This is a genomic window from Streptomyces sp. NPDC031497 (assembly GCF_055580905.1).
The window spans coordinates 224,353-250,805 of the sequence record NZ_JBVIKO010000004.1 but is presented as its reverse complement, the minus strand read 5'-3'; the positions used below and the strand labels follow the sequence as shown (position 1 = coordinate 250,805).

The following is a 26,453-nucleotide window of genomic DNA, read 5'->3' as shown; positions in this document are numbered from 1 at the left end:
AATATGGGACGGTGAACCGCCTTGGAATTCGGGCTCTTTGTACAGGGATACGTGGGCAAGCGCGCCGAGACCGACCCGCTGGCCGAGCACAAGGCACTGATGGAGGAGACCGAGTACGTCATCGAGGCGGACAAGTCCGGCTTCAAGTACGCCTGGGCCTCCGAGCACCACTTCCTGGACGAGTACTCGCACCTGTCGGCGAACGACGTCTTCCTGGGGTACCTCGCGCACGCGACCGAGCGCATCCACCTCGGGTCCGGCATCTTCAACCCCCTCGCCCAGGTCAACCACCCCGTGAAGGTCGCCGAGAAGGTCGCCATGCTCGACCATCTCACCGGCAACCGCTTCGAGTTCGGCAGCGGCCGGGGGGCCGGGTCGCACGAGATCCTCGGGTTCATACCGGGCGTGACCGACATGAACTACACCAAGGAGATCTGGGAGGAGACCATCGCCGAGTTCCCCAAGATGTGGCTCCAGGACGAGTACGCCGGCTTCCAGGGCAAGCACTGGCAGCTGCCGCCGCGGAAGGTGCTGCCGAAGCCGTACGGCAGGTCCCACCCGGCGATGTGGTACGCGGCCGGGTCACCGCCGTCGTACGCCATGGCGGCGAGGAAGGGCCTGGGCGTGCTCGGCTTCAGCATCCAGAAGGTCTCCGACATGGAGTGGGTGCTCGAGCAGTACAAGACGGCGATCGTGAACGCGGAGCCGGTGGGTGACTTCGTCAACGACAACGTGATGGTGACGACGACGGCGATCTGCGCGCCGACCCACGACGAGGCGATCCGGATCGCCGCGTCCGGTGGGCTGCACTACCTCCCCTCGCTGGTGTTCCGCTACCACGACACGTTCCCCCGGCCCGAGGGCTTCCCGGTGTGGCCGGAGACGCTGCCGGAGTACACGCCGGAGTTCGTGGAGCTGCTCGTCGAGGAGGAGCTGCTGATCTGCGGCGATCCGGACGAGGTGCTGCGGCAGTGCAAGCGGTGGGAGCAGGCCGGGGCGGACCAGTTGAGCTTCGGGCTGCCGGTGGGGGTGCCGAAGGAGGAGACGCTGCAGACGATCCGGCTGATCGGGGAGCACGTGATTCCGAAGATCGATACGGATCCGGTGCACCGGACTTCGCGGTTCCGCCAAGGGGCTTGAGGTTTCGTCGGCGGGTGCGGGTGCGTTGTGGCTGGTCGCGCAGTTCCCCGCGCCCCTTCAGGTAGGGCAGGTCGCCGTGTTGAAAGGGAGCCCCATGCTTGATCATGTCATTCGGGGTGCGACCGTCGTCGACGGGACGGGCGCGCCCTCGTACACCGCGGACGTCGGTATACGAGACGGCCGTATCGCCGCCATAGGCCAGATCGACGGCGAAGCCCGCACCACCGAGGACGCCGCCGGGCTCGTTCTCGCCCCCGGGTTCGTCGACCCGCACACCCACTACGACGCGCAGCTCTTCTGGGACCCGTACGCCACCCCCTCCCTCAACCACGGGGTGACGACGGTCGCCGCCGGGAACTGCGGGTTCACCCTCGCCCCGCTGAAACCGGGGGACGCCGACTACACGCGCCGCATGATGTCCAAGGTCGAGGGGATGTCGCTGGTCGCGCTGGAGGAGGGGGCGCCCTGGAGCTGGCGTGGCTTCGGGGAGTATCTGGACGCGCTCGAAGGGCGGATCGCCGTCAACGCCGGGTTCATGGTCGGGCACTGTGCCCTGCGCCGGTACGTGATGGGGCCCGACGCGGTCGGCGGGCAGCCCAGCGAGGAGCAGCTCGCCGAGATCGTACGGCTGCTGCACGAGGCCATGGACGCGGGCGCCTGGGGCTTCTCCACCACCCAGTCCAGCACGCACTCGGACGGCGACGGACAGCCGGTCGCCTCCCGGCACGCCCGCCCGGCGGAACTGCTGGCCCTCTCGCGGGCCGTCGGGGAGCACGAGGGCACGCAGATCGAGGCGATCGTCGCCGGCTGCCTCGACCAGTTCAGCGACGCCGAGATCGAGCTGTTCGCCGAGATGAGCGCGGCGGCCGGGCGGCCCCTGAACTGGAACGTGCTCACCGTGGACGCCGCCGTGCCGGAGCGGGTGCCCCGGCAGCTCCAGGCCAGTGAGCGGGCCCGGAAGGCGGGCGGCCGGGTCGTGGCGCTGACCATGCCGATCCTCACGCCGATGAACATGTCCCTGGGCACCTTCTGCGCGCTGAACCTGATCCCCGGCTGGGGCCCGATCCTCGGGCTGCCGGTACCGGAGCGGATCGACAAGCTCCGGGACCCGGACGTCCGCGCCCGGATGCTGGAGCGTGCCCACTCGAAGGAGGCCGGTGTCTTCAGGCGGCTGGCGAACTTCGGCCGGTACGTCATCGGCGACACCTACAGCGAGGCCAACGCCGGGCTGTCGGGCCGGGTGGTCAAGGACATCGCGGCGGAGCGCGGGCAGGACCCCTTCCACTGCCTGGTCGAGATCTGCGCCGCCGACGGACTCCGTACGGTCCTGTGGCCCATGCCCACCGACAACGACCCCGCCTCCTGGGCGCTGCGAGCCGAGACCTGGCAGCACGAGGACGTGCTGCTGGGCGGGTCCGACGCGGGAGCTCATCTGGACCGGATGTGCGGGGCGCCGTACACGACCCGGTTCCTCGGCGACTGTCTGCGCGGCCGCAAGCTGCTCGGCCTGGAACAGGCCGTGAAGATGCTGACCGACGATCCCGCCCGGCTCTTCGGACTGCGGGAGCGGGGGCGGATCACGGAGGGCTGGCATGCGGACCTCGTGCTCTTCGACCCGGAACGGATCGCCGCCGGCCAGGCCACCCTGGTGCACGACCTGCCGGGAGACAGTCCCCGCCTGGACGCGAAGGCGATCGGGGTGCGGGCGGTCTGGGTGAACGGGGTCGAGGCCATCCGCGACGACGTGGTCAGCGGTGCCGTACCCGGGAGGGTGCTGCGGTCCGGGCGGGACACCAGGACGGTGAGCACCCGGTGAGCGACACGGCCGACGGGCAGCGGCTGTTCGTCGGAGGGCGCTGGGTGGACCCCGACGGCGGGCACTACGAGGTCGTCGACCCGGCGACCGAGGGGACCGTCGGCTGGGCCCCCGAGGCCTCCGAGGAGCAGGTCCTGGCCGCCTGCGCGGCCGCCCGGGAGGCCTTCGACGGCTGGTCGCGGACGCCGGCGGCGGAGCGGGCGGCGGTGCTCGGCCGGGCCGCCGACATCATCCGGGGCCGGCTGAAGGAGTACGCCGACCTGGCCCGGGCGGAGACCGGGGCGACGACCGGGACCGCCCGGGCGATGCAGGTGGGGGTGGCCGCGGCCCGGTTGCGCCGCTACGCCACCGTCGAACCCTCCGAGTGGGCGATCCCCCCGCAGATCAACGAGGCCGGCCCGATGGGGAAGGCCGGGGTGATGGGCGCGCTGGCGGTGCGCCAGCCGGTGGGCGTGGTCAGCTGCATCACGTCGTACAACAACCCCTGGGCCAACCCGGCGGGCAAGGTCGCGCCCGCGCTGGCCATGGGCAACACGGTGGTGGTGAAACCGGCCCCGCAGGACCCGCTCTCCGTCTACCGCATGGCGGAGGCACTGGAGGCGGCGGGCGCTCCGCCGGGCGTGGTGAACGTAGTCTCCGGACGGTCGGCCGGCGTCGGCGAGACCGCCGTGGCCTCGCCCGACGTCGACATGGTGAGCTTCACCGGCTCCACGGCCGTCGGGCAGCGCATCGCCGAGGTGTGCGGGCGGGACATGAAACGGCAGCTGATGGAGCTGGGCGGGAAGGGCGCGGCGGTCGTCCTCGCGGACGCGGACGTCGGCTCCGCGGTGGCGGGCATCGGCACCACCTTCTCCTTCTACAGCGGACAGATCTGCACGGCGCCCACCCGGGTCCTGGTGCAGCGACCGCTGTACGACCGGCTGGTGGAGCAACTCGCCGCCTACGCACGCCGGTTGAAGGTGGGCGACCCGGCGGAACCGGACACGGTGGTCGGACCGCTGATCACGGCCGAACACCGGGCGCGGGTGGAGTCGTACGTCGAACTCGCGCGCAAGGAGGGGGCGACAGTGGTGACGGGCGGCGAACGGCCCTCCCTGGAGAGGGGGTTCTACCTCGGGCCCGCGGTGCTCGCCGACTGCCGTAACGACATGCGCGCCGCCCGCGAGGAGATCTTCGGCCCGGTCGTCTCCGTCATCCCCTTCGACGACGAGGAAGAGGGCATCGCCCTCGCCAACGACTCCGACTACGGCCTCATCGACTACGTCTGGTCGGGGGACGTGGCCCGTGCCTTCCGGGTGGCGCGGCGGCTTCGGGCCGGGGGCGTCGGGATCAACACCGTCGGGCGGAACATGGAGGCCCCCTTCGGCGGCTTCAAGAAGAGCGGGGTGGGCCGGGACGTGGGCTCCTACGCCCTGCACGCCTACAGCGAGGTGCAGGCGATCGTCTGGCCGGGGTGAGGGGACGCGTCGGCGAAGGCGGCTACTCCTGGCGTGTGGCCTCCGCGGCGGGGTGTGCCGGGGAGGCGGTCCGCGTGCCGTAGAAAGACGGGGCGGGTTGCCGACTCTGGGAGGACGTCTTGCCGAGTGCTGATCCGATCCTGGTCACCGGTGCCGCCGGTGGTGTCGGAGGCGTGGGCGGGAGGGTCGTCACGGAGCTGCGCCGACACGGGTTGCCGGTCCGCGCCCTCGTCCACCACGACGACGACCGTGCCACCGCGCTGCGGGCCGTCGACGGCGTCGAGGTGGTCGTCGGTGACCTCACGCGCGGGGCGGACGTGGTGGCGGCCCTGGAGGGGTGCCGCAGGGCCTACTTCGGGATGAGCCCGTCGCCCGACTACCTGGAGGCCACGGCGACCGTGGCGGCGGCGGCCCTCGCGGGCGGGCACCTCGAACTGCTGGTGCACATGTCACAGATGACCGTCTCCCAGATGAGCCTCACCAGCAGCGCGGAGTCGCACCAGCAGCGACTGCACTGGCTCTGCGAACACGTCCTCAACTGGTCCGGGCTGCCGGTCGTCCACGTCCGGCCGACGGTGTTCATGGAGAACCCGCTCTTCGGCATGCTCGCCGTGGCCTCCGTCCGGCGCGACGGCACCATCCGCCTCCCCTTCGGCACCGCACGCACCTCGCCGGTGGCCGCCCGCGACGTGGCCGCGGTGGTCGCCCGCCTGCTGCTCGACCCTTCACCGCAGGCCGGCCGGGTCTACGAACTGACCGGCGCCGCCTCCCGCGACATGACCGCGATCGCCGCCGAGTTCTCCGCCCTGCTGGGCCGCCCCGTGACGTACGTCGATGTGCCGTACGACGAATGGATCGAGCACGACCTCAAGCCGCTGGGCCTGACGCCGCATCTCTTCGACCACATCGCCACGATGGCCCGGCTGCACGGGGAGAACCGCTACGACCGCGCGACCGACGACGTGACGGAACTCCTGGGCCGCCCGCCGTCGGGATTCGACAGCCTGCTCGACGCCACGCCCGGACTGCGGGCAGGGCAGGGGTAGACGCCAGGGCGGCGGCAGAGCGGGTCGGGTCCGGCGGCCGGCACCCCTGGCCCGCTCAGCCGTCCAGGTCCACCCGCACCGTCAGCAGGTTCGTCCCGAGCAGCCGTACGGCCGCGCTGTTGCCCCGGGGCAGGGTGCGCAGCCGGGCCACCGGGTCGTCGTCGGGCAGGAGATGGGCCGTCCCCGCGTGCCACTTCCCCCCGATGCGGACCCGCACCCTCGGGTCGGCCTTGATGTTGCGGACGTACTGCGAGTGCTCGCCGAACTCCGACACCAGCCAGAAGGCCCCGCCGACCCGCCGGCCGCCCAGCGGCGTACGGCGGGGCAGCCCGGAGGTGCGCCCGGTGGTCTCCAGGAGGGTCTGGAAGGGGAGGAGCCGGGTCAGCGGATTGGCGACATGACGCTGGAAGGCGGTGGTGGCGCGGAAACGGGTGTCGGTGGGGCGGGGCATGGTCCGTGCGACTCCTCATGGTTGCTGCCGTAGCTGCCTTTGCTTTTATTTCTTCCATGGTCCCCGACACGCACGCGAGGTGCTTGCGGCATCGGGAAACCGGGTGGCCGCCGATGCCGTCTCTCATGCCGACAGCAGGCACTTTCGTTGGAGGCACCGATGGCCCTGGTCGGCCTGTTCTGGATCACCGAGGACGCCGTGTACCTGGGGGCCGAGCCCGTCGGCACGGCGTCCGGGGTACGACTGACGGAGGACGGCGTCGAAGCCCTCGGGACCGGCCACGGCACGTACCGGAGCTGGAGCGAGGTGCGGCGGATCGACGTCCGTGACGTGCCCGTGCGGTCCGCCGGCCGGCGCCTGGTGTCCATGGCCATCGACTCGCTGCTCGTGGCGGTGACCGGCGACGGCGAACTTCCGCCCGCCTACACCGTGCGGGTGGAGACCGCCGAGGACACCGTCGAGGTGAGCGTTCTCTCGGCCGTCGCCGGCGGCATCTACCAGCCGGTCGAGTACGACCTCTCCCGCACCCTTTTGGCCCGGCTCGCCGACGGCCGCACGACCGTCGCCGACCTGCTGGCATGGCGCCGGGACCACGCGGACGGCACCCCGCCCCGCGAGGAACGCGAGGCGCTGCTGCGCAAGTGGGCCGAAGGCTAGCCCTCGGTTTCCGGGGGTCTTGCCTGCGCCGCGCGGGCAACCGAGCCGCACCTCGGTCTGGACGGGGTGAGGTGTCAACGAGGGCTGTTCGCTTGCCCTTTGGGGTCCAGGAGGCGTCCTGCGCGGGCAGGGATCGGGCAATCGGCTCCGGAAGCGGTGGCGGATCCGTAGCGTTCGGACAGACAAGGGGGACGGCCGGTTTCCGTTTCGTCGATGTCCGGCCGCTCCCTTCCTCTGCTCCTCTGCCACGCACGAAATCCTTGGAGACCACTCCATGAAGCACGCCAAGAGAATCGCCCTGACCACCACGGCCGTCGCCGCCGCGGCCGCCGCCACGCTGCTCGGCACGACGGCCGTCCAGGCCTCGTCCGCGAAGCCCGCCGCCCTCCCGGCGGTGCACGCCCCCGCCGCGCTGGCGGTGCCCGACGGCAACAAGCTGACCGGCGTCTACTCCGCGCACGGCGTACAGACCTACACCTGCACCGACGGCGCCTGGAAGCTCCTGGAGCCCGCCGCCACCCTCTCCGACAAGAGGGACCGCGCCCACCGCCCGGTCGCCCTGCACTCCCGTGGCCCGGTCTGGGTCTCCACGGTCGACGGCAGCGCGGTCAACGCCTCGGCGCTCGTCACCTCCCCCAAGGAGGGCACCATCCCCGAGCTGCTCCTGAAGGCCACGGCCACCCGCGGCGCCGGGACGTTCGAGGGCGTCACCTACGTCCAGCGCCTGAACACGGAGGGCGGCGTCGCCCCGGCCGCCGCCTGCACCGGCACCGACCAGGTGTCGGTGCCGTACTCGGCGACGTACGCGTTCTACAAGGCGACCGCGTGACCTAGCCGCTGGCCGCTGGTCACTGGTCGCCGAGATCGACCCGGATCGTCAGCAGCCGTGTCCCCAGCGCCTTCACGGCCGCGGTGTCGCCCCGGGGCAGGGTGCGCGGAGGGGCGACCGGGTCGCCGTCGGGCGGCAGGTGGGCGGTGCCGTGGTGCCACCGCCCACCGATCCGCACCCGCACCCGGCGGGATGCGCCGGGGCTCCCGGAGACCCGTCCGGTGGTCTCCAGCAGGGTCTGGAAGGGATCCGGTCCGACGCGGTTCCTCGGTTTTCTCTTCTGCCGTCCTTCGGCGCCGGTGTCCTCTTCAATGTCTCTTACGCCTCCCCGAGGAGAGACGGTGGCCCGTGCGGATCATGACCTGGAACCTGTGGTGGCGCTTCGGGCCCTGGGCGGAACGGCAGAAGGCGATCCTCGCCGTGCTGCGTGAGCTGCGGCCGGACGTGATCGGCCTGCAGGAGGTGTGGGCGGCCGACGGCGAGAACCTTGCCGGGTGGCTCGCCGGTGAACTCGGTCTGCACTGGGCCTGGGCCGCCTCCCCGGCCTCCGAGCGCTGGCAGCGGCGGATCGGGGAGCCGGGCACCGAGATCGGCAACGCGGTGCTCAGCCGCTGGCCAGTGTTGGAGAGTGCGGTGCTGCGCCTCCCGGCGCCACCGGAACTCGACGACGGACGCCTCGCTCTCTACGCCCGCCTCGCCGCCCCCGCCCACCACGTGCCCTTCTTCACCGTCCACCTGACCTCGCAGCTGCACCTGTCGGCCGTACGCGGCGAACAGGTCACCGCGCTGGCCGAGTTCGTCGCCGCGCACCGTGCGGGTACCGACTTCCCGCCCGTCGTCACCGGTGACTTCAACGCCTGGCCGGACTCCGACGAGATCCGCCGGTTCTGCGGGGTCCGCACCGCACCTGTCGTACCGGGCCAGGTCTTCCTGGACGCCTGGGAGTACGCCGACCCGACCGCCCCCTCCGCCACCTGGGACAACGCCAACCCGTATGTCCGTCCGAGCCTCGGCCCCAGCGTCCGCGTCGACTACATCCACGTCGGCGCACCGGCCGGCCCCGACGGCATCGGGACGATCAAGAGGGTGCGGCGGGCCGGGGACGGGCCGGTCGACGGGGTGTGGCCGTCGGACCACGCGGCGGTCGTCGCGGATCTGGGCTGGGGCGGCCGTGCGAACTGGTGATGACGGCCGTGACCACGGTGGCGGCCTTTGTCGGCCTCGGGATGATGTGGTCCGCCCAGCGGGGCACCGGGCGACCAGGGTTGTCTCACTTCCCTGCTGAGGGCAGGGAGCACCGCGTGGTTCGGTGGATCAGTAGCGGTGGCCGGGCCAGTGCGGGTCCTCCCAACGATCGACACCGGTGAGGCCGAGCAGCCGTATGCGGTGGAGCAGCTCCTCTGATACGCCGTGGGCCCGGAGCCGGGCAGGGGCATTGCGGACCAGCCAGGCGGTCAGCTCGGTGCGTGTCTCCTCCTCGTTCTCGTTCTCCCAGGAGTCCCAGGGGAGTTGGTCTCCGAGCAGGTCGTACTCCCACTTCGCCGCCGCCTCGGCCAGATGGTCGTCGGCGGGGTGGCCGGTCAGCGCTTCCCATGTGGTGAGCCACGGGGTGAGCGTGGCGGATGCCTCGGTGATCAACGCCAGGACCTCGTACGCGGGTACCGCGGGATCGGGATCGGTGAGTGTGTGGGCCCACCAGGCGTGCAGGAAGTCCCTGACCGCTTCGGCTTGCACGGGGGGCCACTGCTGCCAATGACCGCGAGCGAACGAGCGGCCGGCTTCCTCCAGGCCGAAGAGCGGCTCGACGGATCCTTCGACGAGGGCCGTGGCGAACTGGGGCAGGATCCGGCGTAGTACGGATGCGTGGTCGCTCCAGTCGGGGGCCTGCCAGGTGCGGCGTAGGAGGTCAGGGTCCAGCTCCGTGTCCGGAACCTTGAGCTGCGCGAGTTCTTCGGCGCTGCCCCAGTGGCACTCGCAGTTGTGCTCGTCGGGGTGGGCCGTCATGCCGCCGAAGGCCGCGGCCAGGCCGTCAAGCGCGGTAGCGAGGTGAAGTCGTGCGGGGGGCTGGGCGGGGTTCGTCATGGCGTTCGCATTCAGGGACTCCGGCAGCTTCCACCATCCGAAGATCGACAACTTACCCGGGGGATTGTCAGAGCGCCATCGACATGATGGTCGTAGGCGCGGTGGGGGGGCGGGTGCAGCGGGGATGAGGAGGATTCCGCTCGCCGTTGCGAGGCAGACGGCCGTGGTCGTCAGCGCGCGGTGACCAGTTTCTGTGTGCTGGTGACCGCGCCGTCGGCGTGCTGGGTGAGCCGGACGACCAGGACATGCCGGCGGTCGGCCGCGTGGTTGACCGCCGCCGTGCTGCGACGGCTCTGGTCCGGCTGTCTGCCGGCGTGCCCAACGTCCGCCCCCGCACCGGGACTTGCGCACGCCGCGTGAGTGGGGACGCCACGGACGGGGTGCACGGTTCATTGCCGCCGGTGTCTCAAGCGGAGGCGGTTACACGTCCGTCTTTCACTCGCCTGTGCCGGGGGACGACGGTCCCGGTGCCCACGACGTCGTCAACGCCGCCCGTCGCGCCTTGAAAGCGCGTTGACGTCGGTGTGCTCTCTCACCGGCCCAGGAAGATCGGGTTCGTCAGTGCCGCCAGGGCGCCGGGTACCGGGCCCGCTGCCGTCTCGTGGCGCAACTCCGCGCGGACGTACGCCGCGTACTGCGGGGTCGTCTGCCACTCGACCACGCCCGAGCCGGCCACCGGGAGCGGGTCGCTGGTCAGCAGGACGCCCTCGTCGGTGATGAGGCGGACCGTGCAGCGCGGCACCCCGGAGGCCTCCAGGCGGACGGTCACCGGGGTGTCGGCGGCGACGGCGAGGCGCTCGCCGATGCCGGCCCGCTCACCGCGCCCGCCCGTCGCCGTGAAGCTCACCTGCACGTTCTTCGACTCGGCGATGTACGAGCGGCCCGCGCGCAGGCCATCCTGGATCGCCTCGCGGGTCAGGTCGTCGGCGAGGACGACGGTCTGGGGCACGCCGACGGGGTCCGGGTCGCGGTGCGCGTCACTGTTGCCCATCGCCGGCAGCCACTGCTTGTTGTCGCGCACCGAGGCGACCAGCGTGGCGTCCCAGGCGGACAGGGCCACCTCGTCGTCGGGGGTGTAGGGGCCGTTCCACACCTCGACCGCGTCCGCGTCCCCGAACCCGAACTTCCAGGCGCAGCCCACGCAGGTGGCGTGCGGATGCGCCGGTACGACCAGACCGCCGGCCTTGTGGATCTGGTGCGCGAACTTCCCGAACCGGTTGTCGCGGGCCCGGTAGCGCCAGTCGACGAAGGTCCCGGGGTCCGTGCCGAGGGCGACGACGTGGCCGTTGCGGGTGGTGATCTCCTCGCCGAGCATGATCAGCAGGTCGTCGCCGGCCTGGTCCGCCCAGTGCGCGTGCGAGGAGTGCGTGTTGTGGTCCGAGGAGTTGATGAAGTCCAGACCGGCGGCGCGGGCGAGGGCCGCGATCTCGGCGGGGGTGCGGCGGCCGTCGGAGTACCAGGAGTGCAGGTGGCAGTCGCCGCGGTACCAGTCCCGGCCCCGGCCCTTCGCGCGGGACGGCGGGTACACGGGGCGGACGGGGGTGCCGGGCTCGCCGTACGTCAGCGTGATCGTCAGCTCGTAGGTCAGGCCCTGCGGGGCGACCGTGTAGGGGCCGAGGGCGACATACCAGGTGCCGGCGTGCACCGGGCCGGGGATGTAGCCGGGGGTCGCGTCGTCGGCGCGGACGAAGAACTCCGTGCGCGCCCCGCCCGACCAGCCCCGGAAGCCCTTGCCGCCCAGCTCGGTGCCGTGCTGGTCGAAGAGGCCGATGTCGAGCGCGTTGCCCGTGGTGCCGGCCGGGACGCTCGGCCGGTCGTAGGTGTAGGAGACCTTGATCTCCCGGACGCCGGCGGGGACCTCGACCGGGACGTACACGAAGTCCGGGCAGCCGGGCGGCAGCGTGCCGCGTACCGTCTTCGTCTCCTGGGTCCCCGGAGTCCCCTGGCCCTGACCGTCCGCCGCTGCGAAGCTCACGCTTCCCAACGTAAGGGCTGCCGCCGCGCCCGTCACGAACAGTGCCCGTCTGCCGATGCCGTGCGTGTCCTCACACATGCCGGTGACTCTCCTCTCCCGACGTGAACTCCCATGGAAGGACAGGGAATCCACAGGCATCCGTATCGCATGTGCGGAGCCGTGTGAAAGATGGGGCGGGTGATGCCGACCAGTCGGTATGGACATATCGAGCCACCCCCGGTACAGATGGCCCATGCGTATAGCCGTCACGATCTTCCTCACCGACGAGACCATCACCCCCGTCCGGCTCGCCCGTGAGCTGGAAACACGCGGTTTCGCCGGGCTGTACCTGCCCGAGCACACGCATATCCCGGTCGAGCGGACCACCCCGTACCCGGTCGGCGGCGACCTGCCCCGCGAGTACGGCCGTACCCTCGACCCCTTCGTCGCCCTCGGCCAGGCGGCCGCCGTCACCGAACGCCTCGGCCTCGGCACCGGCGTCACCCTGGTCGCCCAGCACGACCCGATCGACCTCGCCAAGCAGATCGCCACCCTCGACCACCTGTCCGGCGGCCGCTTCACGCTCGGCGTCGGCTTCGGCTGGAACGTCGAGGAGGCCGCGGACCACGGCGTGGCCTGGCGGACGCGGCGGGAGCTGGGCCGGGACCGGATGGCGTTGATGCGGGCGCTGTGGACGGACGAGCCGACCGCCTACGAGGGGGAGTTCGGGAGCGTACGGGCGTCCTCCGCGTATCCCAAGCCCGTCCAGAAGCCGCGCGGACCGGTCGTCGGTCCGCGCACGCTGGTCGGCGGGGCGGCGGGGCCGAAGCTGTTCGCGCACATCGCGGAGTACGCCGACGGGTGGCTGCCGATCGGGGGGCGCGGGCTCACCGAGTCGCTGCCGGTCCTGCGGGGCGTGTGGGCGGACGCTGGGCGCGACCCGGCGGCGCTTCAGGTGGTGCCGTACGCCGTCTTCCCGAGCGCCGGGAAGCTCGCGCACTACGCCGAACTGGGCATCGAGGAGGTCGTGGTGCAGCTGCCTCCGGCGGGGGAGGGGGAGGTGCTGGGGGTGCTGGACGCGTACGCGGAGTATCTGTAGTCGTCCGCGGGTGGGTGGGGGTTGCTCGCGCGGTTCCCCGCGCCCCTGAAAGCGCCCCTGAAAGCAAGGGGCGCTGCAGCAAGCGCCCCTTCAGGGGCGCGGGGAACCGCGCGACCAGCCGTCGCGCACCGGCACGTGCCCACGTACCGCACGCCCCCCAGCCCCCACTGAACCCGCCGAGCCCGAACGTATGCTCAAGGAATGACGACTTCCGCGACTCCCGGAACCGGCCCCACCGACCGCCCCGGCGGTACCGGCCCCACCGAGAACTCCATGCGTCGCGCCCTCAAACGCGCCCGGGACGGCGTCGCCCTCGACGTCTCCGAGGCCGCCGTTCTGCTCCAGGCGCGCGGCGAGGCACTCGACGACCTCGCCGCGTCCGCCGCCCGGGTACGCGACGCCGGTCTCGAACAGGCGGGCCGCCCGGGTGTCATCACGTACTCGAAGAGCGTCTTCATCCCCCTCACCCGCCTGTGCCGCGACAAGTGCCACTACTGCACGTTCGTCACCGTCCCCGGCAAGCTCCGCCGGGCCGGGCACGGCATGTTCATGTCCCCGGACGAGGTCCTCGACGTGGCCCGCAAGGGCGCGGCCCTCGGCTGCAAGGAAGCCCTGATCACCCTCGGCGACAAGCCGGAGGACCGCTGGCCGGAGGCGCGCGAGTGGCTCGACGCGCACGGTTACGACGACACGATCGCCTACGTCCGGGCCATCTCCATCCGCATCCTGGAGGAGACCGGCCTGCTGCCCCACCTCAACCCGGGCGTGCTGTCCTGGACCGACTTCCAGCGGCTGAAGCCGGTCGCGCCGTCCATGGGCATGATGCTGGAGACGACGGCCACCCGGCTGTGGTCCGAGCCCGGCGGCCCGCACCACGGTTCCCCCGACAAGGAGCCCGCCGTCCGGCTGCGGGTCCTGGAGGACGCGGGCCGTTCCTCGGTCCCGTTCACCTCGGGCATCCTGATCGGCATCGGCGAGACGTACGAGGAGCGGGCCGAGTCCCTCTTCGCACTGCGCCGCGTGGCCCGGTCGTACCACGGCGTCCAGGAACTGATCATCCAGAACTTCCGCGCCAAGCCGGACACGGCGATGCGCGGCATGCCCGACGCCGAGCTGGACGAACTGGTCGCGGCGGTCGCGGTGGCCCGTCTCGTCATGGGCCCGGCCGGCAACATCCAGGCACCGCCCAACCTCGTCGACAGCGAGTACGAACGCCTGATCGCGGCCGGCATCGACGACTGGGGCGGGGTCTCCCCGCTCACGATCGACCACGTCAACCCCGAACGCCCCTGGCCCCAGATCGAGGAGCTCACCGAACGGTCCCGGGCCGCCGGCTTCGAGTTGCGGGAACGTCTCTGCGTGTACCCGGAGTTCGTCCGCCGCGGCGAGCCCTGGCTGGACCCGCGGCTGCGCCCGCACGTGGCCGCGCTGGCCGACCCGGAGACGGGGCTGGCGCGGGCGGACGCGACCGTCGAGGGCCACCCGTGGCAGGAGCCCGAGGAGGTCTTCGTCGCGACCGGCCGCACCGACCTGCACACCACCATCGACACCGAGGGCCGTACCGGCGACCGCCGAGACGACTTCGACGAGGTGTACGGCGACTGGGGCGCCCTGCGCGAGGCGGCCGCCCCCGGCATGGCACCCGAGCGCATCGACACGGACGTCCGCCAGGCCCTGGCGACCGCCGCCGACGACCCCACGAAGCTGACGGACACCGAGGCCCTCGCCCTGTTCCACGCGGACGGCCCGGCGCTGGACGCGCTGACCAGGATCGCCGACGACGTCCGGAAGTCGGCGGTCGGCGACGACGTCACCTACATCGTCACCCGCAACATCAACTTCACCAACGTCTGCTACACCGGCTGCCGGTTCTGCGCCTTCGCCCAGCGCCGCACGGACGCCGACGCCTACACCCTCTCCCTGGACCAGGTCGCCGACCGGGCCCAGCAGGCGTGGGACCTCGGCGCGGTCGAGGTCTGCATGCAGGGCGGTATCCACCCCGACCTGCCCGGCACGGCGTACTTCGACATCGCGAAGGCGGTGAAGGAGCGGGTCCCCGGCATGCACGTGCACGCCTTCTCGCCGATGGAGGTGGTGAACGGCGCGACCCGCACCGGCATGTCGATCCGGGAGTGGCTGACCGCGGCGAAGGAGGCGGGCCTGGACACCATTCCCGGGACGGCGGCGGAGATCCTGGACGACGAGGTCCGCTGGGTCCTGACCAAGGGCAAGCTTCCCACCGCCACCTGGATCGAGGTCGTCACGACCGCCCACGAGGTGGGCATCCGCTCCTCGTCCACGATGATGTACGGCCATGTCGACCAGCCCCGCCACTGGCTGGGCCACCTGCGCACCCTGGCCCGCATCCAGCAGCAGACCGGCGGCTTCACGGAGTTCGTGACCCTGCCCTTCATCCACACCAACGCCCCCGTCTACCTGGCAGGCATCTCCCGCCCCGGTCCGACCATGCGTGACAACCGGGCGGTGACGGCGATGGCCCGGCTCCTCCTCCACCCCTACATCCCGAACATCCAGACAAGCTGGGTGAAACTGGGCACGGAGGGTGCGGCGGAGATGCTCCGCTCGGGCGCGAACGACCTGGGCGGCACGCTGATGGAGGAGACGATCTCGCGGATGGCGGGCTCGTCGTACGGCTCGTACAAGTCGGTACGGGACCTGATCGCCGTGGCCGAGGCGGCGGGCCGTCCGGCGAGGCCCCGTACGACGGTGTACGGCGAGGTGTCGGAGGAGCGCCGGCGGGCGGCGGAGGCGTCCGACGGGCACCTGCCGGAGCTGCTGCCGGTGCTGGACTGAGCGGGCCGGGACCGGACCGGGAGCGGACCGAGCGGGCGGGCAGCGCACAGTACGATGATCCGACCCCTGTGCGAATACGTAGGGGGCCCTCATAACGGAGGAGATGCGTACCCGTGGCTGCCCGACTGCTGCCCTCCTGGGTCTGGGTCACCGGTCTGACGACCGGGGCGACGGTGGCCGTCGTCCTCCTCGCCGTACAGGCCGACAAGGGGCCGCACCCCACGGCCGCGGCGGTCCGGCCGTCCGCGAGCGCGTCGGCGGGCGCCCACCCCTCCGCGTCCCCGAAGCCCACGAAGGCCCCCGCCGTGCCGGCCGCCTCCGGCACGGGCCGCCGGATCGTCTACTCGCTCGGCGACAAGCGGGTGTGGACGGTCGACGCGAGCGACAAGGCGATCCGCACGTTCACGGTGTGGCCGGGGACGGTGAGCCCTGACCCCGGCACCTACACGATCTCCAGGACCCTGTCCGCCACGACCGGCTCGGACGGCGTCCAGATCGAGCACATCCTGTACTTCGCCGGGAAGTCGGGGCTGTCGATCGCCTTCTCCAACGCGGTCGACGGCTCGTCCCCGCCGCCCGCCGCAGGCAAGCAGACCAGCGGCATCCGCATGCACAAGGCGGACGGCGCGGCCCTGTGGACGTTCGGCACGGAGCCGAACACCAAGGTGACGGTGGTCAAGTAGCTGTCGGTGCCTGTCGGTGCCTGTCGGTGGCTGTCGGTGGCTGTCAGTAGCTGTCAGTGGCTGTCAGTGGCTGTCAGTAGCGCCGGTGCCGCCACCGGCAGCCGTCAGTGGCCTTCACCGGCCGTCGGATCCGTCAGGAGATGGCGCGCAGTCTTGGGGCCGGGAGCCGGCGGAGTCGCTCGACGGCCTCCGCCGTCTCCTCGTCCGCGGGCAGCAGGACGACCAACTGCTGGGCGTCCTCGGTGAGTTCGAGAGTCTGGCGGCGCAGCCGGAGTTCGGGGCCGGCCGGGTGGGCGAGGCGCAGCATGCCGCGTTTCGGGATCGTGTGCCGGTTGAGGCGCCGGGTGAACTCGGGCCCGGCGACCGGGGCGAGTTCGGTCGTGAACCACTCGGAGTTCTCGATGGACGGCCCGAGCCGGATGTCGAAGGCCTGCTCGTCCGCGATGTCCTCCCAGTCGCGGAAGAGGGCGCGGGCGCGGGGGTCGGTGAAGACGTACCGGGTGAGGTTCGGGGTGTCGCCGGCGTCGAGCAGCCCGGTCTCCCTCATCACCGTCTCGTAGGCGCCGGTGCGGGCGAGGATGTCGCCGAGCCGGTTGGTGACCAGGGCGAGGCCGGGGTCGAGGAGGCGGAGTGTCTCCCTGACGGTGGGCCGTACCTCACGGTTCGGGGGCGCGGGCCGGGGGTGGGACACGCACTCACCGCCGGTGATCTTGGTGAGATAGCGCAGATGGGTCCGCTCGGCGGGGTCGAGGCTGAGGGCGTCGGCGAGGGCGTTGACCACGGCCACCGACGGATGGCGGTCCCGCCCCTGCTCGATACGGGTCAGATACTCGACGCTGATCCCGGCCCGGTTGGCGAGGTCGAGCCGGCGCAGCCCCGGCGACCGGCGACGCCCGCGCTCGGGCAGCCCGAGCGCCGCCGGCTGGATACTGTCCCGCTTCGCCCGGACGAAGTCCCCCAGTGGTGTCCCCATGCCGTCGAGGATAGGCGGGGCGGGTGTCGCTCAGCGTGGCCCTGCGGGGGCCAGCCTGGCCTCGGTCTGGCTGGGGCCGCGCGGGTCCCCGATGGTGAAGTCCATGGATGAGAACAAGCGGCACAGGCTCGTGATTCTGATCGGAAGCGTCCGGGAGGGCCGATTCGGCCCGGTGGTGGCTCAGTGGGTGGCCGAACAGGCGCGCACCCACGGCGGGTTCGAGGTGGAGGTCGTGGACCTGGCCGCCTACGACATTCCTCTCGCGCTCCCCGCCGAGTCACCGAAGCACTCGGGCGACGCCTACCCCCGCCCCTCCGGAATGCGGTCCCTGACGGCGGCCCTGGCGGCGGCGGACGCGTTCGTGATCGTCACCCCCGAGTACAACCACAGCTACCCGGCGGCGCTGAAGGCCGCCATCGACTGGCACTTCGACCAGTGGGCGGCGAAGCCGGTCGCGTTCGTGAGCTACGGCGGCGCGGCGGGCGGCCGGCACGCGGTGCTGCACCTGGAGAACGTGCTCACGGAACTCCACGCGGTGACCGTCCGGGACGGCCTCGCCTTCCCGAACTACTTCACCGCGTGGCAGGACGGCCGCCCGCTGGACGCCGGGACGGCGGGTTACGCCAAGACCCTGCTGGATCAACTGGCGTGGTGGACGGCCACCCTGCGCGCGGGCCGTGAGGCGGCGCCCTATCCCTCCTGATCCGCAGGGCTCAGCTGTACGACGACGAGCGCGATCCCGGTGAGCACCAGCACCCGGGTCGCCGCGTCGAGACCGTTCCAGGTCTTGGACTGCCACATGGAGAACCACTCACCGCCGATGGCGATGAACCCGGCGCCGAAGAGCAGCACGAGCATCAGCAGACCGTAGGTGGACAGCCGCCGCGCCCGGCCGTTGTCACGCCGGAACCACAGCGCGGTCCCGGCGACGAGTACGAGCGCGGCGACGGTCTCCCACACGATGATGACGACGTAAGCGGCGTTCTGCAGCCCTCTGTTGGTAATGGCCCGCCACATCAGGTCGTCGTCCTTGAACGTCGTGTCCATGGCCAGCACATGCTGGACGAACGCCTGGTTGGTGCCGAAGTCGGTGATGTTCCCCAGGGCGACGAGGGCGATGTAGAGAGCGACGGTGCCGGTGAGAAGGGCAGCGGCGAGCGAGAGCGCACGAGGCGCGTGGGAGGTGGACATGCCACGGTCCTTCCCGCTCCTCGCCGTTCACACCCCCTGCTCAGTCGATACAGAACTCGTTGCCCTCGATGTCCTGCATCGGGATGCACGACTCGTTGACGCCGTCGGCATACAGCGTTTGCACGTGTACCGCGCCGAGCGGGACCAGTCGCGCGCATTCGGCCTCAAGCGCGGCGAGGCGCTCCGCACCCACGAGGCCGGTGCCGACCCGCACGTCAAGATGCACCCGGTTCTTGACGACCTTCCCCTCGGGGACACGCTGGAAGTACAGGCGCGGGCCCACCCCGGTGGGATCGAGGCAGGCGAACCACGCATCCCGCTGCTCCGGCGGCTGCGAGGAGTTGTAGTCGTCCCAGGTGGCGAACCCCTCCGGTGGCGGTGGCACGACGTACCCCAACACCTCGCACCAGAAGCGAGCGAGCCGCTCGGGTTCCGCGCAGTCAAAGGTGACTTGGAACTTCCTGATCTCTGACATCGGCGCAACATACCAGGGGGGATGGCCGTTTGGCCGCCGGAGCCTCTGCCAGACTTTGCCCGGAGCGGCTGCGGGGGTGGTTCTGATGGGGTCGACACGGCCGTCGATGCAGGAGCTGATCGAGCGGCGCCGGAGGGCCGGGTTCGTCGGGCGGGTCCACGAGCGGGCCGCGTTCCGGCGGAACCTCGCCCTGCCACCGGAGGACGAGCGACACCGGTTCCTCTTCCATGTGCACGGTGACGCCGGCGTCGGGAAGACCCGCCTGGTAAGGGAGTTGGAGCAGATCGCCCGGGAGACCGGGGCGCTGACCGCGTACGTCGACGAGGGCGCGGCCAGTGTGCCCGAGGCGATGACGGCGATGACGCGTCGATTCGCCACGCAAGGACGGCGGTTCAAGGAGCTGGAGCGGCTGCTGGCCGCGCATCGGGAGCGGCGGCACGAGGCAGAGTCCGCCCTGGTGATGGGCGGACCGGAGGAGCGGGAGGGGCCGTCGGCGGGAAGCCTGACGGTGGCGCGGGCGGCGCAGGTGGGGCTCGGGATGGTCCCGGTGGCCGGCGCCTTCGCCGCCGCTCTGGACACGGACCGCCTCGCCCAGGGCGCCGACCGGCTCCGAGCCCGCTTCCGCAGCCAGGAGGACGCCCAACTAGTGCTGTCCCCTGAGCGGGTGCTCACTCCCGTACTGCTGTCGGAGCTGGCGGGGGCGGCCGACATCGCCCCCTGGATCGTCCTCTTCCTCGACACCTACGAGCGCACCGGCCCGTTCCTCGACCCCTGGCTGCACGACGTGATGACCACCGACCGGTACGGCGCCCTCCCCGCCAACGTCGTCGTGGTCACCTCCGGCCAGCACCCGTTCGACACGGCCCGCTGGGGCAGCTTCGTGGACTTCAGGACGGACCTGCCGCTCGGCCCGTTCACGGAGGCGGAGGCCCGGGGGCTGCTCGCGGACAAGGGGGTGCGGGACGAACCGGTGGTCGCCGAGGTGCTGCGGCTGACGGGCGGGCTTCCGGTGCTCGTCTCCACCCTGGCCGAGTCCGGGCCCGTCGGCCCCGAGGAAGTGGGGGATCCGAGCGCCACGGCGGTCGACCGGTTCCTGAAATGGGAGCGGGACCCCGTGCGCAGAGCCGCCGCGCTGGCGGGCGCGCTGCCCCGGCAGCTGGACGAGGACGTGTTCCGGACGGCCGTGGACTGTCCCGAGGACGACGCCCGGTCGCTGTTCGCCTGGCTGATGGGCATGCCGTTCGTGAGCGAGCGCGTGGAAGGCGTGCAGTACCACGACGTCGTACGGGCCCCGATGCTCCGCCTGCAGCGCCTGCGTTCTCCGCGCTGGTGGCGGGAGAGCCACACCCGCCTCGCCGAAGCGTTCGGCCGATGGCGAGCGGAGGCCGAGACGGACCGGCACCCGGATGAGTTGTGGCCCGACGAACGGTGGCGGGAGCTCCGCCTCGCCGAGTCGTATCACCTGCTGTGCGCGGGGCCCCCGTCCCCGCTGCCCGCGGTGTCACGGGACCTGGTGGATGCCTGTGCCGAGGGTGATGCGGTGGCGCGGCGGTGGGCACGGACCCTGGTACAGGCGGGCGAGGACGCGGATGCGGAGAAGACCGGTGTCCTGGGGAGCGACGTGCTCGCGGCGCTGGACAGCGGCGGGGTCCTCGAAGCGCTGGGGGTGCTGCTGGCGAAGGGGAGCCTCGATGCGCGGGGGCGAGCCGCGGCGTACAAAGTACGGGGAGCCGTGCTCGGCACCGCGGGGGAGCATGCCGCGGCCCTGAACCAGTTCGACCGGGCCATCGAACTCGACCCGGCGTCGGCGTCGGCGTACGAGGGCCGGGCAGTGGCGCGAGCGAACCAGCGTGACTACGCAGGAGCCGTGGCCGACATGGACGTGGCCGTCCGGCTGGTCCCGGACACCGCCAGACTCCTCGCCATCCGAGGTGACTACCACCGGATGACAGGGGACTTCGAAGCGGCCCTGCGGGATCTGGACACGGCGATCGAGCTCGATCCGACGAGACAGACGGCGTGGGCGGTCCGAGGAGTCGCCCGGCACCAGCTCGGCGACCTCGACTCGGCGATGTCGGACCTGGACCGGGCGCTCGACCTGGAACCGGAGTTCGGGTGGGCCCTGGTACGCCGAGCGCGTCTTTGGCGAACACGCGGCGATCACGAACGACGCCTTGCCGACCTGGACCGCGCCGTCGCCCTGGAGCGTGACCTGCCGTGGGTGCTGTGCGAGCGTGGCGACGCCTTGGTCCGTGCCGGTCGCCACGAAGCCGCTCTCGCGGACTACGACCGTGCCCTCGCCCTGAACGGCGAGTACGCCTCGGCGTACGCGAGCCGCGGAGCCTGCCGAACGGCGATGGGCGAACCGGATCGGGCACTGGCCGACCTGGACCGCGCACTGGAACTCAACCCGGAGTATTTCTGGGCACTGTGGCAGCGAGCCGGAACGTACCTCGCGCTCGGCACGCTCGAAAGGGCCGCGTCCGATGCCGCCCGCATGCAGGCCCTCGACCCCGACCACTGGCAGTCACATCAGATTGTCCTGCGTATCCGCATACGACAACTGGTGAACGGCGAGTCGTGGGACCGCCTCACGCGGCTTCGGGACGGGCTGGACACCACGCACCCGGAACTCCCGGCGGCCGAACGGGCCGACATCACCGAGCGCCTGACCGAACTCCTCGCCGGGCGATCAGCGCCTGGCGAACGCCATGAACTCGACCCATGAGGCGTCCCCGAACGCGAGCCGCGCGCCGTCCTTGTCCTTGGAGTCGCGGACGTGGACGGTGGTGGTGACGGGGGATATGGCGACCTCGACGCACTCGGGGCCGTCGTTGCTGCTGTAGCTGCTCTTGAACCAGTTCAGCGCGGTGGGGGTCATGCCTTTTCTCCCAGCGCTTTGTCAATGAAGGCCAGCGACTCCCGGGGCGTGAGAGCCTGCGCCCGGATCATTCGATAGCGCATCTCCAGGATCTGTACTTCCCGGGGATCACTGATCAGGCGACTGTGCAGCTGGGCCTCCGAGTGCCCGAGCGTTTTGCCGTCCCGGAGTTTCAGCAGCTGGAGCGAGCCGCCCATTCCCGCGTGGTCCTCACGGTCCGTGGGCAAGGAACGTCTTCCGTCGGGCCGGGTCGTGACCCGGACGTTCGCGTACAACAGGCCGCGCCGCGCGGCGGTCGAGGCCGCCGAGGCCCCTGAGCCCCGTGCCCGGCAACCCGAGCGCCGAGTACGTCATGGCCGGCCTGCCGCCCGGAGTGGTTGCGGAAGTGGAGCGGCTTGCGGCCGAACTGGCAGCCCTTGGGCAGGACTCCGTGAAGATCGGTAGGCCACTCGACCGGGAGGGCGGGTTGCGAGAGTTCGACATCCTCGGTGGCCGCGGCTTCATCAGTTCTCTGCCCGTACCGCGCCACGAGTGTGTGTACGTGTGCAACGTCACCTGGTACGGCTGACGCCCGCCGCGTCGCCCGACCAACCCCGCCCACCTCCCCTACCTGGCCGAAAACCGGCCACTTGGGACCACACAACCCACACTTCGCATACCTAACTGCCCCCTGAACGGACCGTTCCCGGTCGATTACAGTGCTGGCTGTCGTACGTACGGACGGTGCCCGTGAGGAGGTCATGGTGGGTGCGACAGTGGGTGCCGTCTGGGGTCGTGTCGAGCAGCAGGACTTCCGGAGCCGGGTGCGGGGAACCCTCCTCGGTGCTGCCGTGGGGGACGCGCTCGGCGGGCCCGTGGACGGGCTGACGCTGGAGGAGATCCGGGCGGCGTACGGGCCGGAGGGGCTGGTCGATCTCGGGTTCGGGTACGGGCGGCGCGGGACCGTGACCCATCACACCCAGCTGACCCTGTTCACCGTGGACGGGTTGATAAGAGCCCAGGTGAGACGGGATACCGGCGCCTGGCATCCGCCCACCGACCTGCATCGCGCCTATCTGCGGTGGGCGGCCACCCAGCGGGACTGGGGGCCCGACGAGCGGCGGAAGGACGACGGGTGGCTGGCCCGGGAGGAGTGGCTGTACGCCAGGAGAGATCCGACCCGGGCGCTGCTCATCGGGCTCGGGGACGAGACCATGGGGACCCTTGAGTCGCCGAAGAACCCCGACGACATAGGGTCGGAGGCCGTCGCCCGGTCCGCGCCGTTCGGGCTGCTCGTCGGCTGGGAGCCGCAGCTCGTCGTGCAGCTGGCCGTGGAGTGCGCGGCGCAGACGCATGGGCATCCGACCGCCTGTCTGGCGGCGGGCGCGTACGCGGTGATCGTGCACGCGCTGGCCCGGGGCGACTCCCTCGACGGGGCCGTCCAGCGGTCCCTCGCCATCCTCGCCGCCAGGCCGGGGCACCAGCCCGTCTCCGACGCGTTGCAGCACGCGCTCGGCGCCGTACGGCAGGGGATGCCCTCCCCGGCCCGGGTCGAGGAGCTGACCGGGGACGGGGCGGCGGACGGGACGCTCGCCGCGGCCGTGTACTGCGCCCTCGTCGGGGAGGACGTGCGGCACGGGCTGTGCCTCGCCGTCAACCAGGCCGGACCCTCCGCCGTCGCCGGCGCCCTCACCGGCGGCCTGCTCGGCGCCCTGCACGGCGAGACGGCCCTCCCGCCGGCCTGGGTGGCCGAACTGGAGGGCCGCCCTACGATCCTGGAGCTGGCCGACGACTTCGCCATGGAGATGACCCAGGGTCCGGCCCTGCACGGGCCGGCGGGCGCGTCCCCGGGCTGGCTCACCCGCTATCCGAGAGGCTGACCCGGCGCCCCGGTCCTGTCATCGGGTGACATCGGGTGTCATCAGTACTGGTCAGGTGCTGGTCAGGTACTGGTCCGCGATGACCGACAGCAGTCGGAGCTTGTCGTGGTCCTCCGTACCGGGCGACGCGGTGAGGACCAGCAGGGACTGCGACTGGTCGGGGTCGACCAGCGTCTGGCAGAACACGGTGATCGGCCCGATCTCGGGGTGGATGATGTGTTTGTGGTCGCTGTAGACGATGCCGACCTCGTGCTCGTCCCACAGGGCCGCGAACTCGGGGCTGTCGGCCTGGAGCCGCCGGGCGAGGACGTCCGCTCGTGAGCCGGCTCCTTCGCGTGACGCGACGGCCCGGAGCTGTGCCACGTACACGCGGCTGTGCTGGGAGTGCTCCTCCGGGGCATAGCGTCCGCGCTCACCGGGGTGGAGGAACCAGCGGTAGATGAGGCTTCGCTCGTACCCGGTGAAGTGTGTCTGCTCGCCGAGCAGAGCCACGGCCAGCCGGTTCTGGATGATCGTCTCGCCGGTGCCGGTGACGACCTGCGCGGGCGTGTCCGCCAGCCCGTCGAGGATGCGCATCATGCCCGGATTGACATGGCTGGTGCGCAGCGCGCGGGCCGGCGCGTTGTGACCGGCCAGGACGAACAGGTGGTCGCGCTCGTCGAGGGTGAGTCGTAGCCCGCGGGCGATCGAGGCGAGCATCTGCTCGGACGGCTGAGGGCCGTGGCCGCGTTCGAGGCGGCTGTAGTAGTCCGTCGACATCTCGCACAGCACGGCGACTTCCTCGCGCCGCAGTCCCGGCGTACGCCGGCGGCGTCCCTCGGGAAGGCCGACGTCGGCAGGCTGGAGCGCCTCGCGGCGCTTGCGAAGGAATGCCGCCAACCCGGTCTGATCCATGCCTTCACTGTGCCGCGTCACCGGGACCGTATCCACTGTCCGCCAGTCCCACCCTGAGCGGGAGCACCAAGGGGGGACCGGCGGACAGTGGATAAGCGGGCACTGGTTGCCTTCGCGGTCGGCACCTCAAATGGTCACGGAAGCCAGAAATGTCTTGGAGAGGACGTTCCGATGACCGATCTGAGTGGAAAGACCGCGGTGATCACAGGTTCCGCACGGGGTATCGGCCGGGCGATCGCATTGCGCTATGCGAGCCTCGGCGCGAATGTCGTGGTGAATTACGCGGGCAACAAGGAACGGGCCGAGGCCACCGCCGCCGACATCGAGCGACTCGGTGTGCGCGCGATCACGGTCCAGGCGGACGTGGCCGTGGTCGCCGATATCGAGCGGCTCTTCGACGAGGCCACCGCGGAGTTCGGGAACATCGACATCGCCGTCGCCAACGCGGGCGTCGAGGAGATCGGCATCGATTTCGTCGACATCACGGAGGAACAGTTCGACCGACTGTTCACGATCAACACCAAGGGCACCTTCTTCACACTTCAGTCGGCCGCCCGTCGCGTCGTGGACAACGGCAGGATCCTGTACGTCGGCTCGACCACGACGGCCGTGCCGGTCGCGCGGGAAGGTCTCTACGGGTCCAGCAAGATCGCGCCGCGCTACGCCGTGGAGGTTCTCGCACAGGAGCTGGCGGACCGGGGCGTTACGGTCAACACGATCCTTCCGACAGCCATCGAGGGCGCCGGCGTCTTCACCGAGTTCGACCCCGACCACCCGGTTCGGCAGTTCGTCTCGCGCCCCGGACGCATCGGCCGCCGGATGGGTACCGTCGAGGACGTCGCGGACGCCGCCGAGTACTTCGCCTCCGACCTGGCGGCATGGGTCAGCGGCCAGACCCTGCTGGTCACCGGCGGCTCATTCCAGTAGCCACGAGAACCCCGGGCCCCGGCCCCCGGCCCCTGGACCCCGGCCCCCGTCACGCGGCCGCCGTCACGCGGCCCCCGGCCCCCGGCCCCCGGCCCGTACGTCCGGTCCCTGTCCGCGGCCCTCGGTCACTCATCACAGCCATCACGTCATCACAGCCATCACGGCCATCACGGCCAACGGCTATTACGTCATCACGTCAGGAGAATCAGCTCATGTCCGCACCTCAGACGCCCCGCACGTTCGGGGCGGGTACCACGGCCGCCGAGGTCGTCGACGGTGTCGACCTGCACGGCCGCGTGGCCGTGGTCACCGGCGCCAGCTCCGGAATCGGGGTGGAGACGGCACGCGCGCTCGCCGCCGCGGGCGCCGACGTGACCCTGGCCGTACGGGACACCGACGCGGGCGCCCGCGTGGCGGCTCGGCTGGAGGCCGAACTTCCGGCCGGGGCGGGGAAGCTGACGGTGGGGCGGATCGACCTGGCGGACCGGTCGACGGTCGAGGCGTTCGCCGCCGCCTGGGACGGTCCGCTGGACATCCTGGTCAACAACGCCGGCGTGATGTCCCCGTCGGCGATCGCCCGCACCGCCGACGGCCACGAGTGGCAGTTCGCCGTCAACCACCTGGGCCACTTCGCCCTCACCACCGGCCTGCACCGGGCGCTCGCCGCGGCCGACGGGGCACGGGTGGTGGCGGTGAGCTCCATCGGCCACCTCTTCTCACCGGTCGTCTTCGACGACCTGGACTACCGCTTCCGGCCCTACGACCCGTGGACCTCCTACGGGCAGTCGAAGACCGCCATCGCCCTGTTCGCCGTGGGAGCCGCAGAGCGGTGGGCCGGCGACGGGATTGCGGTCAACGCGGTGATGCCGGGCAACGTCGGCGCGACGTCCCTGGGCCGGAACATGGACATGGAGCAGGTGGCCGCGGTCATCGCCTCGGGCGACCTCGCCCTGCCTCCGGAGAAGTCCGTGGAACAGGGTGCCGCGACCTCGGTGCTGATGGCCGCCTCGCCGACCGTGGAAGGCGTCACCGGGCGCTACTACGAGGACTGCGCGCCGGCCGAGCCGGTCACCGAACGAGCCGGCGCCGTCACCGGCGTCGCCCCCTACGCTCTGGACCAGGGGAACGCGGCGCGGCTGTGGACGGTGTCCGAGTCCTTCGTCCGCTAGGCGGTTCCGTTCCGGTCCCTCCGGTCCCTGCGTACGGGTACGGCCGCGGTCGGGTG

25 protein-coding genes and 2 pseudogenes are annotated in these 26,453 nt (G+C 71.4%); 16 read left to right on the top strand and 11 right to left on the bottom strand.

Annotation, left to right across the window (positions count from 1 at the left end; genetic code table 11):
- The first annotated feature begins 21 nt into the window (after positions 1 to 21).
- From ACZ5K7_RS09790 to ACZ5K7_RS09775, 4 genes are all read left to right on the top strand, one after another.
- Positions 22 to 1,140 (top strand): LLM class flavin-dependent oxidoreductase, encoded by a 1,119-nt coding sequence (locus tag ACZ5K7_RS09790; protein ID WP_351711618.1) that lies wholly within the window; start codon positions 22 to 24, stop codon positions 1,138 to 1,140.
- A 76-nt stretch (positions 1,141 to 1,216) separates the two neighbouring features.
- Positions 1,217 to 2,956, top strand: coding sequence for an N-acyl-D-amino-acid deacylase family protein (locus ACZ5K7_RS09785; protein WP_468912249.1), 1,740 nt, complete (start codon positions 1,217 to 1,219; stop codon positions 2,954 to 2,956).
- Complete coding sequence (locus tag ACZ5K7_RS09780) at positions 2,953 to 4,413, top strand: aldehyde dehydrogenase family protein (RefSeq protein ID WP_468912247.1); 1,461 nt, start codon at positions 2,953 to 2,955, stop codon at positions 4,411 to 4,413. The genes ACZ5K7_RS09785 and ACZ5K7_RS09780 overlap by 4 nt, the downstream gene beginning before the upstream one ends.
- A gap of 119 nt (positions 4,414 to 4,532) precedes the next feature.
- The gene (locus ACZ5K7_RS09775; protein ID WP_468912246.1) at positions 4,533 to 5,459 is read left to right on the top strand and encodes an NmrA family NAD(P)-binding protein; all 927 of its coding nucleotides are present in this window, start codon (positions 4,533 to 4,535) and stop codon (positions 5,457 to 5,459) included.
- A gap of 55 nt (positions 5,460 to 5,514) precedes the next feature.
- Here the strand turns inward: ACZ5K7_RS09775 and ACZ5K7_RS09770 are convergent, their stop codons facing one another.
- Positions 5,515 to 5,910 (bottom strand): nitroreductase family deazaflavin-dependent oxidoreductase, encoded by a 396-nt coding sequence (locus ACZ5K7_RS09770; RefSeq protein ID WP_351711626.1) that lies wholly within the window; start codon positions 5,908 to 5,910, stop codon positions 5,515 to 5,517.
- A 159-nt stretch (positions 5,911 to 6,069) separates the two neighbouring features.
- On the opposite strand from ACZ5K7_RS09770, the gene ACZ5K7_RS09765 reads away from it, so the two are divergent.
- Together ACZ5K7_RS09765 and ACZ5K7_RS09760 are read left to right on the top strand one after the other, a co-directional pair.
- Positions 6,070 to 6,567, top strand: a complete 498-nt coding sequence (locus tag ACZ5K7_RS09765; protein WP_468912244.1) for a hypothetical protein — start codon at positions 6,070 to 6,072, stop codon at positions 6,565 to 6,567.
- Positions 6,568 to 6,841: 274 nt separating this feature from the next.
- Positions 6,842 to 7,396: a DUF3455 domain-containing protein gene (locus tag ACZ5K7_RS09760; RefSeq protein ID WP_351711630.1), complete on the top strand. Its 555-nt coding sequence runs from the start codon at positions 6,842 to 6,844 to the stop codon at positions 7,394 to 7,396.
- Between the two features lie 19 nt (positions 7,397 to 7,415).
- On the opposite strand, the pseudogene ACZ5K7_RS09755 reads toward ACZ5K7_RS09760, so the two are convergent.
- Positions 7,416 to 7,643 (bottom strand): annotated as a pseudogene (locus ACZ5K7_RS09755) (nitroreductase family deazaflavin-dependent oxidoreductase); the annotation flags it as partial.
- A 110-nt stretch (positions 7,644 to 7,753) separates the two neighbouring features.
- Here ACZ5K7_RS09755 and ACZ5K7_RS09750 point away from each other — a divergent pair.
- On the top strand, positions 7,754 to 8,581 hold the full coding sequence (locus ACZ5K7_RS09750) for an endonuclease/exonuclease/phosphatase family protein (protein WP_468912597.1): 828 nt from the start codon (positions 7,754 to 7,756) through the stop codon (positions 8,579 to 8,581).
- Between the two features lie 129 nt (positions 8,582 to 8,710).
- Here the strand turns inward: ACZ5K7_RS09750 and ACZ5K7_RS09745 are convergent, their stop codons facing one another.
- The 3 genes from ACZ5K7_RS09745 to ACZ5K7_RS09735 all read right to left on the bottom strand — a co-directional run bounded on the left by ACZ5K7_RS09745 (position 8,711) and on the right by ACZ5K7_RS09735 (position 11,531).
- On the bottom strand, positions 8,711 to 9,478 hold the full coding sequence (locus tag ACZ5K7_RS09745) for a hypothetical protein (RefSeq protein WP_468912242.1): 768 nt from the start codon (positions 9,476 to 9,478) through the stop codon (positions 8,711 to 8,713).
- A 170-nt stretch (positions 9,479 to 9,648) separates the two neighbouring features.
- Positions 9,649 to 9,864, bottom strand: a complete 216-nt coding sequence (locus tag ACZ5K7_RS09740; RefSeq protein WP_468912241.1) for a hypothetical protein — start codon at positions 9,862 to 9,864, stop codon at positions 9,649 to 9,651.
- A 146-nt stretch (positions 9,865 to 10,010) separates the two neighbouring features.
- Entirely contained in the window at positions 10,011 to 11,531 is a 1,521-nt protein-coding gene (locus ACZ5K7_RS09735) for a CehA/McbA family metallohydrolase (protein WP_468912240.1), read from the bottom strand.
- 154 nt (positions 11,532 to 11,685) lie between these two features.
- Here ACZ5K7_RS09735 and ACZ5K7_RS09730 point away from each other — a divergent pair, with 154 nt between their 5' ends.
- The 3 genes from ACZ5K7_RS09730 to ACZ5K7_RS09720 all read left to right on the top strand — a co-directional run bounded on the left by ACZ5K7_RS09730 (position 11,686) and on the right by ACZ5K7_RS09720 (position 16,028).
- On the top strand, positions 11,686 to 12,531 hold the full coding sequence (locus tag ACZ5K7_RS09730; protein WP_351711636.1) for an LLM class F420-dependent oxidoreductase: 846 nt from the start codon (positions 11,686 to 11,688) through the stop codon (positions 12,529 to 12,531).
- A gap of 201 nt (positions 12,532 to 12,732) precedes the next feature.
- Positions 12,733 to 15,345: a bifunctional FO biosynthesis protein CofGH gene (locus ACZ5K7_RS09725; RefSeq protein ID WP_351711638.1), complete on the top strand. Its 2,613-nt coding sequence runs from the start codon at positions 12,733 to 12,735 to the stop codon at positions 15,343 to 15,345.
- Between the two features lie 113 nt (positions 15,346 to 15,458).
- On the top strand, positions 15,459 to 16,028 hold the full coding sequence (locus ACZ5K7_RS09720; protein WP_351711640.1) for a hypothetical protein: 570 nt from the start codon (positions 15,459 to 15,461) through the stop codon (positions 16,026 to 16,028).
- Positions 16,029 to 16,161: 133 nt separating this feature from the next.
- Here the strand turns inward: ACZ5K7_RS09720 and ACZ5K7_RS09715 are convergent, their stop codons facing one another.
- Positions 16,162 to 17,001 carry a helix-turn-helix domain-containing protein gene (locus tag ACZ5K7_RS09715; protein WP_468912237.1) on the bottom strand — a complete coding sequence of 280 codons (840 nt, stop codon included), beginning with the start codon at positions 16,999 to 17,001 and terminating at the stop codon, positions 16,162 to 16,164.
- Positions 17,002 to 17,104: 103 nt separating this feature from the next.
- Here ACZ5K7_RS09715 and ACZ5K7_RS09710 point away from each other — a divergent pair, with 103 nt between their 5' ends.
- Entirely contained in the window at positions 17,105 to 17,704 is a 600-nt protein-coding gene (locus tag ACZ5K7_RS09710; protein ID WP_351711644.1) for an NADPH-dependent FMN reductase, read from the top strand.
- Here ACZ5K7_RS09710 and ACZ5K7_RS09705 read toward each other — a convergent pair.
- Together ACZ5K7_RS09705 and ACZ5K7_RS09700 are read right to left on the bottom strand one after the other, a co-directional pair.
- On the bottom strand, positions 17,692 to 18,192 hold the full coding sequence (locus tag ACZ5K7_RS09705; RefSeq protein WP_468912235.1) for a DUF2165 domain-containing protein: 501 nt from the start codon (positions 18,190 to 18,192) through the stop codon (positions 17,692 to 17,694). The genes ACZ5K7_RS09710 and ACZ5K7_RS09705 overlap by 13 nt on opposite strands.
- A 40-nt stretch (positions 18,193 to 18,232) precedes the next feature.
- Positions 18,233 to 18,667, bottom strand: coding sequence for a VOC family protein (locus ACZ5K7_RS09700; protein ID WP_468912233.1), 435 nt, complete (start codon positions 18,665 to 18,667; stop codon positions 18,233 to 18,235).
- Between the two features lie 85 nt (positions 18,668 to 18,752).
- Here ACZ5K7_RS09700 and ACZ5K7_RS09695 point away from each other — a divergent pair, with 85 nt between their 5' ends.
- A complete protein-coding gene (locus tag ACZ5K7_RS09695) occupies positions 18,753 to 21,395 on the top strand; it encodes a tetratricopeptide repeat protein (protein WP_468912231.1) in 2,643 nt (880 codons plus the stop codon).
- Here the strand turns inward: ACZ5K7_RS09695 and ACZ5K7_RS09690 are convergent.
- Together ACZ5K7_RS09690 and ACZ5K7_RS09685 are read right to left on the bottom strand one after the other, a co-directional pair.
- On the bottom strand, positions 21,360 to 21,548 hold the full coding sequence (locus ACZ5K7_RS09690; protein ID WP_468912229.1) for a DUF397 domain-containing protein: 189 nt from the start codon (positions 21,546 to 21,548) through the stop codon (positions 21,360 to 21,362). The genes ACZ5K7_RS09695 and ACZ5K7_RS09690 overlap by 36 nt on opposite strands.
- Positions 21,545 to 21,775, bottom strand: a pseudogene (locus ACZ5K7_RS09685) (Scr1 family TA system antitoxin-like transcriptional regulator); the annotation flags it as partial. The gene ACZ5K7_RS09690 and the pseudogene ACZ5K7_RS09685, both read right to left, overlap by 4 nt.
- A gap of 95 nt (positions 21,776 to 21,870) precedes the next feature.
- On the opposite strand from ACZ5K7_RS09685, the gene ACZ5K7_RS09680 reads away from it, so the two are divergent.
- Both ACZ5K7_RS09680 and ACZ5K7_RS09675 read left to right on the top strand, forming a co-directional pair.
- Complete coding sequence (locus ACZ5K7_RS09680; protein WP_468912227.1) at positions 21,871 to 22,116, top strand: hypothetical protein; 246 nt, start codon at positions 21,871 to 21,873, stop codon at positions 22,114 to 22,116.
- A gap of 175 nt (positions 22,117 to 22,291) precedes the next feature.
- Complete coding sequence (locus ACZ5K7_RS09675; protein WP_351711766.1) at positions 22,292 to 23,407, top strand: ADP-ribosylglycohydrolase family protein; 1,116 nt, start codon at positions 22,292 to 22,294, stop codon at positions 23,405 to 23,407.
- A 51-nt stretch (positions 23,408 to 23,458) separates the two neighbouring features.
- Here the strand turns inward: ACZ5K7_RS09675 and ACZ5K7_RS09670 are convergent, their stop codons facing one another.
- Entirely contained in the window at positions 23,459 to 24,301 is an 843-nt protein-coding gene (locus ACZ5K7_RS09670; protein ID WP_468912225.1) for a helix-turn-helix transcriptional regulator, read from the bottom strand.
- A 171-nt stretch (positions 24,302 to 24,472) separates the two neighbouring features.
- On the opposite strand from ACZ5K7_RS09670, the gene ACZ5K7_RS09665 reads away from it, so the two are divergent.
- Together ACZ5K7_RS09665 and ACZ5K7_RS09660 are read left to right on the top strand one after the other, a co-directional pair.
- Positions 24,473 to 25,228, top strand: a complete 756-nt coding sequence (locus ACZ5K7_RS09665; protein WP_468912223.1) for an SDR family oxidoreductase — start codon at positions 24,473 to 24,475, stop codon at positions 25,226 to 25,228.
- Between the two features lie 212 nt (positions 25,229 to 25,440).
- The gene (locus ACZ5K7_RS09660; protein WP_468912221.1) at positions 25,441 to 26,397 is read left to right on the top strand and encodes an SDR family NAD(P)-dependent oxidoreductase; all 957 of its coding nucleotides are present in this window, start codon (positions 25,441 to 25,443) and stop codon (positions 26,395 to 26,397) included.
- Positions 26,398 to 26,453: the final 56 nt, after the last annotated feature.

What these genes read in the sequence shown, in the direction of transcription:
- ACZ5K7_RS09670 (WP_468912225.1), bottom strand. Translation starts at nt 24,301, where the DNA reads ATGGATCAGACCGGGTTGGCGGCATTCCTTCGCAAGCGCCGCGAGGCG.
- ACZ5K7_RS09695 (WP_468912231.1), top strand. Translation starts at nt 18,753, where the DNA reads ATGGGGTCGACACGGCCGTCGATGCAGGAGCTGATCGAGCGGCGCCGG.
- ACZ5K7_RS09700 (WP_468912233.1), bottom strand. Translation starts at nt 18,667, where the DNA reads ATGTCAGAGATCAGGAAGTTCCAAGTCACCTTTGACTGCGCGGAACCC.
- ACZ5K7_RS09765 (WP_468912244.1), top strand. Translation starts at nt 6,070, where the DNA reads ATGGCCCTGGTCGGCCTGTTCTGGATCACCGAGGACGCCGTGTACCTG.
- ACZ5K7_RS09770 (WP_351711626.1), bottom strand. Translation starts at nt 5,910, where the DNA reads ATGCCCCGCCCCACCGACACCCGTTTCCGCGCCACCACCGCCTTCCAG.
- ACZ5K7_RS09735 (WP_468912240.1), bottom strand. Translation starts at nt 11,531, where the DNA reads ATGTGTGAGGACACGCACGGCATCGGCAGACGGGCACTGTTCGTGACG.
- ACZ5K7_RS09715 (WP_468912237.1), bottom strand. Translation starts at nt 17,001, where the DNA reads ATGGGGACACCACTGGGGGACTTCGTCCGGGCGAAGCGGGACAGTATC.
- ACZ5K7_RS09730 (WP_351711636.1), top strand. Translation starts at nt 11,686, where the DNA reads ATGCGTATAGCCGTCACGATCTTCCTCACCGACGAGACCATCACCCCC.
- ACZ5K7_RS09710 (WP_351711644.1), top strand. Translation starts at nt 17,105, where the DNA reads ATGGATGAGAACAAGCGGCACAGGCTCGTGATTCTGATCGGAAGCGTC.
- ACZ5K7_RS09660 (WP_468912221.1), top strand. Translation starts at nt 25,441, where the DNA reads ATGTCCGCACCTCAGACGCCCCGCACGTTCGGGGCGGGTACCACGGCC.
- ACZ5K7_RS09745 (WP_468912242.1), bottom strand. Translation starts at nt 9,478, where the DNA reads ATGACGAACCCCGCCCAGCCCCCCGCACGACTTCACCTCGCTACCGCG.
- ACZ5K7_RS09690 (WP_468912229.1), bottom strand. Translation starts at nt 21,548, where the DNA reads ATGACCCCCACCGCGCTGAACTGGTTCAAGAGCAGCTACAGCAGCAAC.
- ACZ5K7_RS09665 (WP_468912223.1), top strand. Translation starts at nt 24,473, where the DNA reads ATGACCGATCTGAGTGGAAAGACCGCGGTGATCACAGGTTCCGCACGG.
- ACZ5K7_RS09750 (WP_468912597.1), top strand. Translation starts at nt 7,754, where the DNA reads ATGACCTGGAACCTGTGGTGGCGCTTCGGGCCCTGGGCGGAACGGCAG.
- ACZ5K7_RS09705 (WP_468912235.1), bottom strand. Translation starts at nt 18,192, where the DNA reads ATGTCCACCTCCCACGCGCCTCGTGCGCTCTCGCTCGCCGCTGCCCTT.
- ACZ5K7_RS09760 (WP_351711630.1), top strand. Translation starts at nt 6,842, where the DNA reads ATGAAGCACGCCAAGAGAATCGCCCTGACCACCACGGCCGTCGCCGCC.
- ACZ5K7_RS09725 (WP_351711638.1), top strand. Translation starts at nt 12,733, where the DNA reads ATGACGACTTCCGCGACTCCCGGAACCGGCCCCACCGACCGCCCCGGC.